Source organism: Longimicrobium sp., from assembly GCF_036387355.1.
Lineage (GTDB): Bacteria > Gemmatimonadota > Gemmatimonadetes > Longimicrobiales > Longimicrobiaceae > Longimicrobium.
In genome coordinates this window covers 1-12,515 of sequence record NZ_DASVTX010000012.1, presented here as the reverse complement: position 1 = coordinate 12,515, position 12,515 = coordinate 1, and the positions used below count along the sequence as shown (strand labels likewise).

Here is a 12,515-nt window from a genome sequence, read left to right as displayed (position 1 = left end):
CGCACACGCTGCTGTCCGAGTTGCGCGCCTGCGCGGCCACCAGCGAGTCCGTCATGCGGCGGTACGCGGCGGTGTCGTTGCGCAGAATGGCCTGCGTCATCCGCATGGCGAGCTGGTCGTCGTTGGCGCTCAGGGCGGCGTTCTGGTCCTGGCGCTGGTCCGCCGCACGGGCGGTGCAGCGCTCGTAGCGCTCCACCTCGGCGCGCATGGAGCCCGCCGCGGCGCGCTCGGCGGCGAGCTTCTGCCGCTCCGTGGCCTCGGTGTTCAGCGCGAGCACGAAGCGGTTCACCACGTCCGTCGTGATCTCCAGCGTCTCATCGTCAAAGCGCGGCGCGCGGGAGGCCGCGGCCGGCGCGGCAGCGGGCTGCGCTGCCTGCGCGGCTGCACCGCCCACGACGCGGCCGGCGGCGCGGCGGGCGATGCCGCCCAGCTGTCCGTGCGCGTCGCCCGCGGTGAGAGCGAGGGCGGCGGCGGAGAAAACGAGAGTGCGGGACAGACCACGCATGGGAGAACTCCTCAGCGAAAGAAGCGGATTTCAGTCGGTCAAAAGCGCCGGAGCGCCGCCGGCGCCTGCCGGACGCGGATAAGCTGTCACCCCGCCCTGAAGCACGCGTGGGTAAATTGCACCCCAAGGGGAAAATGCTGAGTGCGGAGTGCGGAGTGCGGAGTGCTGAGTGCGGAGTGCTGAGTGCGGAGTGCGGAGTGCGGAGTGCGGAGTGCGGAGAACTTGAAGTGCCAAGTGCTCAGTGCCAAGTCCCCAGGAGCGGAGGCACCGCGCCGCACGACCCGCCGGTACTCTCGTACTTTCGTACTCTCGTACTTTCGTACTTCCCTTATTCCCTACTCCGCACTCCGCACTTATCTCCCACCACCACTTGTACATCCGCCCCCGCACGCCTACTTTTCCGTCCCGGACGCCATCCGTCGCGCGTCCACCCCGTCCCGCCCCGCTGGACCCTCTCCGTACCCGGCCATGCAGTCCATCCGTTCCTCCGCCCCGGCCACCTCCGAGACGCCGCTGGACGCCGTTCTTCTGGAGCTTGCCCGACGCGCCCCGTCTTCCTCGTTCGCGGAGGAAGTACGCCACCTTCTGCACGCCGCGGCCACCGCCGCCGGCGCGCGCACCGCCGCGCTCTGGCTGTTCGCGGACGAGGGCGAAACGCTCCGCTGCGCCGCGCGCTACCACGCCGACACGCAGGCGTGGGACGAGGGCGCAGAGGCGCGCGGCGCCTGGCCGGGCACCTCCGCGCTCACGGAGCGGCGCTGGGCCACGGACCGGCTGGCGCGGCTCGCGGCGGACGGCGGCGACGGAACGGACGCGCTGGACGCGGGGGTGTGGAGCGGGGGGGCCCTGGCCGGCTTCGTTCGGCTGGAGCGCGGCGCCGACCGGCCGTGGACCGACGCGGAGGGCGCCTTTGCCGCCGCCATCGCCGAGCGCGCCGGCCTGGCGCGGGAGCGCGCCGCCCGCGCGTCGGCGGAGGAGCAGCTCCGCATGCGCAACGAGTACGTGGGGGAGGTGGAAAAGATTGCGCGGCTGGGGAGCTGGGATCAGGACCTGCTTACCAACCGCATCACCTGGTCCGCGGAGCAGTGCCGCCTGCACGGCGTGGCGCCGGGGGAAGGCCCCACGGACGAGGCGGGCTTCCTGGCCTTTCTGCACCCGGACGACCGGCAGATGGTGGTGGATGCCTGCGCGCAGGTGATCCGCAACGCCGAGCCGCTGGACATCCCCTACCGCATCGTGCGCCCCGACGGCCAGGTGCGCTGGCTGGCCGCCCGCGGCCGCGCCGCCTACGCCGCGGACGGGCGGCCCCTGCAGCTGGTGGGCACCTCCATCGACATCCACGACCGCGTGCTGGCCGAGCAGGCCATCCGCGCCTCCGAAACCCGCTTTCGCGAGCTGTTCGAGCAGTTCCCCGACAGCGTGCAGGTGTGCGCGCCCGACGGCTCCACCCTGCGCGTCAACACGGCCTACACGCGGCTGTGGGGACGGCGGCTGGAGGACCTGGCGGGGATGAACCTGCTGGACACCCCGGTGCTGGAGCCCATCCGCGAGGCGCTGCGCCGCGCGTTTGCCGGCGAGGCGGTGCAGATCGACCCCGTGCAGGTGCCCGCCTCGCTCGCCGGCCCGCACGCCGACCCCGGCGTGCAGTGGCCGCGGTGGATCCGCGCCTCCGTGTTCCCCATCCGCGACCCGGACGGCGGCCTGCGCGAGGTCGTCCTCGTGCACGAGGATGTGACGGAGGAGCGGCGGGCCGCGGACGCGCTGCACGCCCGCGAGCGCCAGCTGGCGCAGACGCAGGAGATGGTGCACCTGGGGAGCTGGCAGTGGGACGCCGCCGCGGACCGGGTGACGTGGAGCGACGAGCTGTTCCGCATCTTCGGCACGGAGCCGGGCACGTTCGATCCCACCTTTGAGAACTACCTGGCCCGGGTGCACGAGGACGACCGCGAGCGCGTGGCCACCACCGTGCTGGGGGCGGTGGGCGACGGCGGCACGTTCGACATGGAAGAGCGCATCGTGCGGCCGGACGGCGCCGTGCGCGTCCTGCGCACCGTGGGCGAGGCGGTGACGGACGCGCAGGGCGCGGTGACGGGGCTGGTGGGCGCCTGCCAGGACATCACCGGGCGCACCGAGGCCGAGCAGGCCCTGCGCGCCTCGGAGGAAAGCTACCGCACGATCTTCCAGACCAGCAACGACGCCATCTTCATCACCGACCCGGCCACCGGCGCCATGGTGGACGCCAACGACCGTGCGTGCGAGCTGGTGTCGGCCACGCGGGATGAACTGCGCGAGAACCCGGCGGCCATCCTGTGGAACGGCCCCGCGCCCTTTACCCCGGAAGCGGCGCTGGAAACGACCGCCCGCGCCATGGCGGGCGAGCCGCAGCGCTTTGAGTGGATGAGCATTCACCGGCACACCGGCGCCGAGGTGTGGGGCGAGGTGAGCCTGCAGCGCGTGGTGCTGAACGGCGCGGACCGGGTGATGGCCGTGGTGCGCGACATCGGCGACCGCAAGCAGGCCGAGCGGGCGCTGCGGGCCAGCGAGGCCAGCTACCGCGCCATCTTTGAGAGCGCGCAGGACGCCATGCTCATCCAGGACATCGAGACGGGGATGATCCTGGACGCCAACCCCAACGCCTGCGAAATCACCGGCGCCACGCTGGACGAACTGCGCGCCAACGGCCCCGCCATCATCTGGAACGGGCCTCCGCCGTACACCCCGCAGGACGCGCAGCGGATGTCGGAGCGCGCCATCGCCGGCGAAACGCTCAGCTTCGAGTGGATGCTGTACCACCACCGCACGGGCGAAGAAGTCTGGGCCGACGTCATCGTCAAGTGCGTCAACCTGGGGGGCACCGACCGCCTGCTGGCCGTGTCGCGCAACATCGGCGAGCGCAAGCGGGCCGAGCAGGCGCTGCGGGCCAGCGAGGAGAGCTACCGCGCCATCTTTGAAAGCAGCAACGACGCCATCTTCGTGCACGACCTGGCCACCGGGCGCGTGCTGGACGCCAACGCCCGCGCCTGCGAGCTGGGCGGGGTCACGCTGGAGGAGCTGCGCGCCAGCGGGCTCACCGTCATCGCCAACGGCCCGCCGCCGTTCACGCAGGAGCGCGCGGCGGAGCACCTGCGCAAGGCGGGCGAGGGGGTGCCGCAGCGCTTCGAGTGGATGACCATCCAGCCCCAGACGGGCGAGGAGATGTGGGTGGAGGTCGGCCTGCAGCGCGTCACCATCCGCGGCGAGGAGCGGCTGCTGGCGCTGGTGCGCGACGCGCGCGAGCGCAAGGCGGCCGAGCGCGCCATGCGGCAGTCGGAGCAGAGCTACCGCACCATCTTTCACAGCTCGTCCGAAGCCATCTGGGTGCACGACCTGGACACCGGGGCCTTTCTGGAGGTCAACCAGGCCGCGTGCGAGATGTACGGCTACACGGAGGAGGAAACGAAGGAGATCGGCGTCGCCGGGCTGTCGTGGGGCGAGGAGCCGTTCACGGTGGCGAACGCCTTCGAATACATTCAGCGCGCCATCGACGGCGAGCCGCAGCGCTTTGAGTGGAAGGCCCGCCACGCGGAGGGGCACGCCGTCTGGTCGGAGGTGCAGCTGCGCCGCGTCACCATCAACGGGGTAGACCGCCTGCTGGCCACCGGCCGCGACATCCGCGACCGCAAGAGGTACGAGGCGGAGCTGGAGCGCACCAACGAGGAGCTGGAGCTGCGCGTCGCCGAGCGCACGGGGGAACTGGCCGCCGCCAACGAGGCGCTGGAGGAGGAGGTGGCGGAGCACGAGGCCGCCAAGGAGGCGCTGCTGGAGCGCACCCGCGAGGTGGAAGGCATCTTTCGCGCGCTCCCGGACCTGTTCTTTCGCCTGGGCGCGGACGGCACCATCCTGGACTACCGCGCCGGCTCGCACAACAAGCTGGCCGTGCCGCCGGAAGTGTTCATGTGGAAGCGCATGCAGGAGGTGCTTCCCCCCGTGGCCGACGCCACCACCGAAGCACTGGAGCGCGCCGCCGCCACGGGGCAGCTGGCCGCGTTCGAGTACCAGCTCCCCACCCCGGCGGGGATGGGCGACTACGAGGCGCGCGTCGTTCCCGTGCCCGACGGCACCTTCATCACCGTCATCCGCGACGTCACCGACGCCAAGCAGGCCCAGCGCGCGCTGGAGGCCAGCGAAGAGCGCTTCCGGCGGATGGTGGCCAACACGTACGACATCATCACCCTGCTGAGCCCCGAGGGCGAAGTCCGGTACGAGAACGACGCCATGACGCGGCTGCTGGGCTTTACCCCCGAGGAGCGGGTGGGCCGCAGCATCGCCGACAACATCCACGCCGACGACATCCCCACCGTGCGCGCCGCCATCGGCCGGGTGCTGGCCACGCCGGGGCTGGCCGTGACGGTGGAGTACCGCTACCGCGCCAAGGACGGCACGCTGCACTACCTGGAGTCGGTGGGCCGCACGCTCAGCGAGCACAGCGCGGCGGAGGGCATCGTCGTCAACTCGCGCGACGTCACCGAGCGGCGCGCCGTGCAGCGGGCGCTCAAGGAGAGCGAGGAGCACTTCCGCACGCTCATCGAAAACTCCTCCGACGTGGCCACCATCAACGACGCGGTCACCGGCGCCGTGCTGTACGCCAGCCCCGCCGCCGAGGTGGTGCTGGGATGGACGCCCGACGAGCTGGAGGGCACCGTGGCCGCCGACTTCGTGCACCCGGACGACGTCCACGCCGTGCACGAGCGCATGCAGGAGCTGCTGCTGGATCCGTCCCGCCCGCAGACCATGCGCTACCGCTTCCGCCGGCGCGACGGCGAGTACATGGTGCTCGAGACCACGGCGCGCATCATCGTGACCCCCGAGGGCGACTACCGCATGGTGGCCAACGCCCGCGACGTCACCGACCGCACCCGGGCCGAGGAGGCGCTGCGGCGCAACGAGGAGCACTTCCGCGCGCTCATCGAGAACGCGCAGGACATCGTCCTCATCCTGGACGCCAACGGCACCATGGTGTACCTGAGCCCCCCCATCGAGCGCATCCTGGGATGGACGCCGGAGGAGCTCACGGGCAAGAACGCCTTTGCCTACATGCACCAGGACGACCAGGCCGGCGTGGCCGTGGAGCTCGTGCGCGTGCTGGCCGAGCCGGGGCTCACGGGGAACGCGGAGTACCGCTTCCGCGACAAGCAGGGGCGCTGGCGCCACCTGGAGGCGTTCGGCCGCATGCTGGAGACAGGGGATGGAAACCCCACCATCGTGGCCAACGTGCGCGACGTCACCGAGCGCCACGAGGCCGCCGAGGCGCTGCGCAAGAGCGAGGAGCACTTCCGCGCGCTGACGGAAAACGCGTCGGACCTCATCACGGTGCTCAGCGCGGAGGGGACGTACCTGTACCAGAGCCCGTCCATCATGCGGCTGCTGGGCTACACGCAGGCGGACGTGCTGGGGGGATCGCCCTTCGCCTTCATGCACCCGGACGACGTGGCCGAAGCCGCGGACGCGCTGGCGCGCATGGCCGGCGAGCCCGGCACCAGCCACTCGGTGCAGTTCCGCTTCCGCCACGCCGACGGCAGCTGGCGGGTGCTGGAAAGCATCGGCCGCACCCTGCTCCCCGATTCGGTGGACGAGGGGATCGTCGTCATCTCCCGCGACGTCACCGAGCGGCGGCGCACGGAAGAAGCGCTGCGCGCGGCCACGGAGGCGGCGGAGCGGGCCAACCGCGCCAAGAGCGAGTTCCTGAGCCGCATGAGCCACGAGCTGCGCACGCCCATGAACAGCATCCTGGGCTTTGCGCAGCTGCTGGGGCGGGCGGATCTGGCGCCCAACGACCAGAAGTCGGTCCAGCACATCCTCAAGGCCGGGCGGCACCTGCTCAACCTGATCAACGAGGTGCTGGAGATCGCGCGCATCGAGGCCGGGCGGCACAACCTGTCGCTGGAGCCGGTGCGCGTGCAGCCCATGATCGAGGAGGCGCTGGGGCTGGTGCGGCCCATGGCGGCGCAGTGGGGGGTCACGCTGGAGCACGGGCCCGCACCGGAGAACGCCTTTGTGCGGGCAGACCGGCAGCGGCTCGCGCAGGTGCTGCTGAACCTGCTGAGCAACGCCATCAAGTACAACCGTCCCGGCGGCCGGGTGCGCCTGTGGTGCGAGCCGGGCGACGACGGGCGCCTGGTGATCCGCGTGCTGGACGAGGGGCGCGGCATTCCCGAAGAAAACGCGGACCAGCTCTTTACCCCCTTCGCCCGTCTGGGCGCGGAAGGCACCGGGGTGGAGGGCACGGGGCTGGGCCTCGCCCTGTCGCAGCGACTCACGGAGGCGATGGGCGGCGCGCTGACGCTGGAGCGCTCCGGCACGGAAGGGAGCGTGTTCCGCGTGGAGCTGGGCGGCGCCACCGATCCGCTGGAGGTGCTGGAAGGGCCGGAAGGCGCCGGGCCGCGCGTGATTGCGCCGGGGCACGGCACGGCCACGCTGCTGTACGTGGAAGACAACCTGGCCAACCTGAGCCTGGTGGAAACCATTCTGCTCAGCCGCCCGGGCTGGCGCACCCTTCCCGCGCTGCAGGGGCAGATCGGGGTGGAGCTGGCGCGCGAGCACCGGCCGGACCTGGTGCTGCTGGACCTGCACCTTCCCGACATCCCGGGCGAGGAGGTGCTGCGGCGCCTGCGCGCCGACCGCCGGACGGCGGACATCCCCATCGTGGTCATCAGCGCCGACGCCACCCGCGCCACCGCGGAGCGGCTGCGCGCGCTGGGCGCCGACGCCTACCTCAGCAAGCCCATCGACGTGGACGAGTTCTTGGAAACCGTGGAACGCTTTCTTGCCACCCGGGAGGGCGCATGACCGCCGACGCCGTGCCCACGCTGCTGCTGGTGGATGACGAGCCGGCCAACCTGGACCTGCTGGAGGCCATCCTGGGCGGCGCGGGGGTGGGCACCCTGCTGCGCACGCAGGACCCGCTGCAGGCGGTGGAGATGGCGCGCGAGCACGTGCCGGACCTGGTGCTGCTGGACCTGCACATGCCGCGGATGAGCGGCTTCGAGGTGCTGCGCGAGCTGCGCGGGATGACGCCGGAGGGCGACTACCGCCCCGTGCTGGTGCTCACGGCCGACATCACCTCCGAGGCGCGCGACCGCGCGCTGGGCGAGGGCGCACGCGACTTTCTCACCAAGCCGTTCGACGTGGGCGAGGTGCTGCTGCGCGTGCAGAACCTGCTGGAAACGCGGCGCCTGTACCTGGCCCAGCGCGAGGCGCGGGTCGCGGCCGAGTCCGCCGCCCTGCGCGCCACCCTGCTTTCCGAGGCGAGCCGCGCGCTGGGCGCCTCGCTGGACAGCGCCACGGCGCTGGAGCAGCTCGCCCGCATCCTCGTCCCGCGCATGGCGGAGCTGTGCGTCATCGAGCTGGGCGAGGGGGACGGGACCACGGTTCGCGCCATCGCGCACGCGGATCCCGCCGCCGAAGCGCGCCTCCGCTCCTTCGCCGGCAGCGGCTCGCCGCTGGCGCCGCTGCTGGGCCGGGCGCGCACGCTCACGCTGCCGCGCCTTCCCGCGCAGTTCGGCGAGACGGGGCTGGCCTTCATGGGCGTGGAACCGCAGTCGCTGGTCTCCACCCCGCTGCGCGCTGGCGGCCGCGTGATCGGCGCGCTCACCATGATCTCCTTCAGCCCCGAGCGCCGCTACCTGCGCGAGGACCAGGCGCTGGCGGAGGAGCTGGCCGGCCGCGCCGCGCTGGCGCTGGAGAACGCGCGCCTCTTTGCCGACGCGCGCCGCGCCACCGAAGCGCGGGAACGCATTCTGTCCATCGTCGCGCACGACCTGCGCAACCCGCTGGCGAGCATCGCCATGGGCGCGGAGATGGCGCTGCACCTCATGCCGCCGCGCTCCCCCGCGTACGCCCGCGAGACGCTGGCCGGAATCCAGGCCTCCGCCACGCAGGTGCACCGCCTGGTGGAGGACCTGCTGGACGTGGGCCGATTGGAGGCGACGGACGCGCCGCTGCAGACCGCCGACCTGTTCGCCATGGACCTGCTGGAGCAGGCGGAGGCCATGCTGCGCCCCCTGGCCGCGGGGCGCGGGCTGGAGCTGCGGATGGAGTGCGACGAGGAGCTTCGGGTGCACGCCGACTCGGTGCGCGTCATCCAGGTGCTCTCCAACCTGGTGGGGAACGCCATCAAGTTCACCCCGTCCGGCGGCAGCATCACCGTGCGCACGGAGCCGGCGGAAGGGATGGTGCGCGTGTCGGTGATCGACACCGGCCCGGGCATTCCGGCGGAGCACCTGCCGCACCTGTTCGGCGCGTTCTGGCAGGCGGACCCGGCGGACCGCCGCGGCGCGGGCCTCGGCCTCTCCATCGCCAGTGCCCTGGTGGCGGCGCACGGGGGACGGATGTGGGTGGAATCAGAGCTGGACGTGGGCACCACAGTGCACTTCACCCTCCCCGCCCCCCGCGCCGCGGCCGCCAGCCCGTCGCCTTCGCCCGACAGTGAGGGCTATCTGGTGATGGAGCGCACGTCGGCCGAGCCGGCGCGCATCGAGGTAGAGATCGACGGCTGACGCCATTGTACTCTCGGGCGGCCCATCACGGACCCGCCCGGAGCGCCCACTTTCGTACTTTCGTACTGGGCACTGGGCACCAGGCACTGTCCCCTGCCCTCCCCGCACTCCCGATGTCCGTTCCCGATGGGTCACGCTACCCATGCCGGCGCCCGCGCCGGCGGGTAGCTTCGCCCCGCAGCCAACCGCGCCGCACCGGCGCCCACCCGCAAGCCACTGAGCCATGCACCGGATCCTGCTCGTCGAGGACAGCCCCGACCTCGCCGAAGGGCTGCAGCGCAATTTGGAGATGGACGGCTACGAAGTGTCGCTGGCCATGAAGGGGGCCCACGCCCTCGCGCTGGCCACCAGCGACCACCCGGACCTGATCGTTCTGGACCTGGGACTTCCGGACCGGGACGGATACACCGTTCTGCAGGACCTGCGGACCCGCGGAAGCACCTGCCCGGTGCTCATCCTGTCCGCGCGCAGCCTGGAAGCCGACAAGCTGCAGGGCTTTCGGCTGGGCGCGGACGACTACGTCACCAAGCCGTTCAGCGTGATGGAGCTTCTGGCGCGCATCTCGGCCCTGCTGCGCCGCGCCAACAAGCCGGCCCCCGTGGCCGCCGCGGCGGCCGAGGCGCCCCGCGCCGCGGCCATGGACGACGAGGCGCTGCGCGAGCGCTTCGGCCTCACCGCGCGGCAGATCGCCGTCACCCGCCTGCTGGGCGAGGGCTACAGCAACGCCGAAATCGCCAAGCAGCTTTCCGTGAGCTACTTCACGGCGCGCAACCACGTGGAGCAGGTGCTGGGAAAGCTGGGCGTGTCCACCCGCGCCGCGGTGGGCGCCGTGCTGTACGGGCAGGGCTGAGTGGTTGCGGGGGAGATGAAGGTCGCGCGCCGCGGCTACGGCGGACGGCTGGGGTCGTCAACCCTCGCCGGCGCCGCGGGGATGGCGGGTGCCGCCGCGACCGTGCTGGTGCTCGCCGGCGCGGCCCTTCCGCGCTGGGCCGCGCCGCTGACGCTGCTGGCCGCCGCCGTGGGGCTGGGCGCCGCCGCGCTGCTGCAGCGCCGCGTGGAGCGTGAGGACGAGCGCGTCCGCCGCGCCATCGCCGCCGGGCTCGCGCATACCCTGCGCACCCCGCTGGCCCACGTGCGCATGAACGCGGAAATGCTCGCCAGCGGACGCGTGACGGGCGCGGACGACCAGGAGCGGGCCGTGCTGGAAATCGAGTCCTCCACGCGCCGTCTGGCCCGCGTGGTGGAGAACGTGGTGGCCTACGCCAGCCTGTCGCGCCCCGGCCTCCCCCTCCTGCCCCGCCCGGTGGACCTGGGTGCGCTGGTGGAGGACGCCGTGGCGGATGCACTGGAGGCCAGCCGGGCCAGGGGAATGACGCTCACGGCCGACCCGCCCGGCGGATTGATGGTGCAGGCCGACGCGGACGCGCTGCGCCTGGCGCTGGACAACCTGATCGAGAATGCGCTGCAGCACGGCACCGCGGGCGACCAGGTGACCGTGGACGCGGCGCAGGAGGGCGGGCACGCGCTCGTCCGCATCACCGACCAGGGGCCGGGGGTGCACGCGCAGCTCCACGCCCGCATCTGGCGCCCGTTCGCCGCGCTGGCGACCCCGGGCGCACCGGACAGGCGCGGCGGGCTGGGGCTCGCCATCGTCCGCGCCGTGGCCCGCGGGCACGGGGGGGATGCGTGGATGGAAGCTGCGCCCGGCGGCGGCGCCCGCTTCTGCATCCGCCTTCCCACGGCCACCGCCCCCGCCCGCATGGCCGCCGCGAACTGAGCCGGATGGATGCACGCTAGAACGCCCCGATCCACACACGTGGACCGGGGCGTTTTCTGTCGATGACGGGGCCGGGCGTTTCTTCCGATGACGGACGGTGATGGTCAGGCGCCGGCGGCGACGTGGACGGCGAACAGCTCGTCCAGCGCCTCGGCCGGCTCCATGCACAGCCCCGCGTGTACCGGCCCACTCTGGATGACGTCCGAGCGAGGCGCCGTGAGCCAGTGGAACCGCTCAGACGGCGGGGCGAGCGCCACCGGCCCGGCATCGGCGACACCTTCGCAGATGGCGCGGATCCCTTCCAGGTAGCGCGCCAGCAGCTCCAGGTCCGCCACGTCCAGCAGCGCCGCCAACCGCCCGGGCTCGGTCACCAGGCGGATGCCGAGAAAGTCCTTGGTGCGTGCGTGCAGAAGCACGCCCACGGGGACGCCCACGGCCAGATGCGGGTGCGGAACCACCTTGAGGACGGCAAAGCTGTACGCGGTCCACGCCGGCGCGGCCGTGCTGCTCATCGGCGGCTGCTGAGGCGCGGGGGCGGCTCGCGGCGGCGGGCCTCGCGCGCATTCGCCGCCTCGTCCACGAACGCCCGCGGCGCGCGGATCCGCTCCGTCAGGTAGCGCAGGTACCGCTCCCGCGCCTCGGCGGGCGTGGCGAAGTCCTGCACGATCGCGGGATCTTCCAGCAACGCGTCCGGCAGCGCCGCCACGATCTCCTCCATCACCTCCGGCAACAGCGCGGCGGACATTTCCGCGTCCGCGGCCTGCAGATCACCGCTCCCCGCCAGCAGCACGTGGTCGCGGATGAGGGGGAACGCCGTGCGGGTGCGCGCCTCGTCCACCGAGCGCCAGTTGTGCTGCGCGTACAGCGCCGCGCCGTGGTCGATGAGCCAGGGCCGGCGCTCCCAGATCAGCAGGTTGGGATTGCGGGCGGTGCGGTCGGGGTTCGTGGTGAACGCGTCCAGCCACACGATGCGCGCGGCGAGCTCCGGGTCCACCAGGTCGCCAGCGACGGAAGGCTGAAAGTTGAAGGCGCCGTCCAAATAGCGCAGCCCCACGTTCAGCCCCACGCTGGCCTTGAGCAGGTCCTGGATCTCCGGGTCCGGCTCCCCGCGCCCGAACTCGGGCAGAACCTCGATCATCGCCAGCTCAGGGACGGGCAGCCGTGCCGCCCGCGCCAGCATCCCCACGAGCAGTTCGGCGACGAGCGCCTTGGCGCCCTGCCCCGCGCCGCGGAACTTGGCGACGAACAGCCCGCCCCCGTGCGTATCCACCACCGCGGGGAGCGTCCCTCCTTCCCGCAGCGGCTGCACGTAGCGCGTGGCCGTGTATACCGGAAGCTCTGTCATTGCAGCTTGGGGATTACAGAGAAGCACCACCCGCGGCCAGACAACATATCGCACGGCCGGATCACCAACAACGATGAACTCGCTGACGATAAAGGCCCGTCAACCACGTCTCTCACGGAGGTCACGGAGGAACTGCAGAGAGCACTGGGCACTGGGCACTTGGTACCGGGCACTGCTCAGCGGACAATGGAGAGGCTTACCGCCGCCGGTCTACAAACGCAGAAACGCCCGCCCCGAGCACGGATGCTCGGGACGGGCGGTTCTGAATGTAAGGCCGGCGGCGCCGTACTCTCCCACCGGGTGGCCCCGGCAGTACCATCCGCGCAGCGGGTTTTCACTTCCGAGTTCGGGATG

The 12,515-nt window shown here is 72.1% G+C and carries 7 protein-coding genes and 1 rRNA gene; 4 read left to right on the top strand and 4 right to left on the bottom strand.

The window, feature by feature from the left end:
* The coding region (locus VF665_RS00715) for a hypothetical protein (protein ID WP_331051476.1) at positions 1 to 505 on the bottom strand (505 nt) is incomplete at its 3' end.
* Between the two features lie 468 nt (positions 506 to 973).
* Between VF665_RS00715 and VF665_RS00710 the strand changes: the two genes are divergently transcribed.
* The 4 genes from VF665_RS00710 (at position 974) to VF665_RS00695 (ending at position 10,816) form a co-directional block, all read left to right on the top strand.
* Positions 974 to 7,330 (top strand): PAS domain S-box protein, encoded by a 6,357-nt coding sequence (locus VF665_RS00710; RefSeq protein ID WP_331051475.1) that lies wholly within the window; start codon positions 974 to 976, stop codon positions 7,328 to 7,330.
* Entirely contained in the window at positions 7,327 to 9,039 is a 1,713-nt protein-coding gene (locus tag VF665_RS00705) for an ATP-binding protein (protein WP_331051474.1), read from the top strand. Before VF665_RS00710 ends, VF665_RS00705 begins: the two co-directional genes overlap by 4 nt.
* Before the next feature lie 223 nt (positions 9,040 to 9,262).
* Positions 9,263 to 9,889 carry a response regulator gene (locus tag VF665_RS00700; RefSeq protein ID WP_331051473.1) on the top strand — a complete coding sequence of 209 codons (627 nt, stop codon included), beginning with the start codon at positions 9,263 to 9,265 and terminating at the stop codon, positions 9,887 to 9,889.
* Positions 9,890 to 9,904: 15 nt separating this feature from the next.
* The gene (locus VF665_RS00695; protein WP_331051472.1) at positions 9,905 to 10,816 is read left to right on the top strand and encodes a HAMP domain-containing sensor histidine kinase; all 912 of its coding nucleotides are present in this window, start codon (positions 9,905 to 9,907) and stop codon (positions 10,814 to 10,816) included.
* Positions 10,817 to 10,920: 104 nt separating this feature from the next.
* On the opposite strand, the gene VF665_RS00690 is transcribed toward VF665_RS00695, so the two are convergent.
* The 3 genes from VF665_RS00690 to rrf form a co-directional block, all read right to left on the bottom strand.
* Complete coding sequence (locus VF665_RS00690) at positions 10,921 to 11,328, bottom strand: DUF3037 domain-containing protein (protein WP_331051471.1); 408 nt, start codon at positions 11,326 to 11,328, stop codon at positions 10,921 to 10,923.
* Positions 11,325 to 12,161 carry a HipA family kinase gene (locus tag VF665_RS00685; RefSeq protein WP_331051470.1) on the bottom strand — a complete coding sequence of 279 codons (837 nt, stop codon included), beginning with the start codon at positions 12,159 to 12,161 and terminating at the stop codon, positions 11,325 to 11,327. Before VF665_RS00685 ends, VF665_RS00690 begins: the two co-directional genes overlap by 4 nt.
* Before the next feature lie 272 nt (positions 12,162 to 12,433).
* Positions 12,434 to 12,515: ribosomal RNA gene (rrf, locus tag VF665_RS26070) — 5S ribosomal RNA — on the bottom strand; the annotation flags it as partial.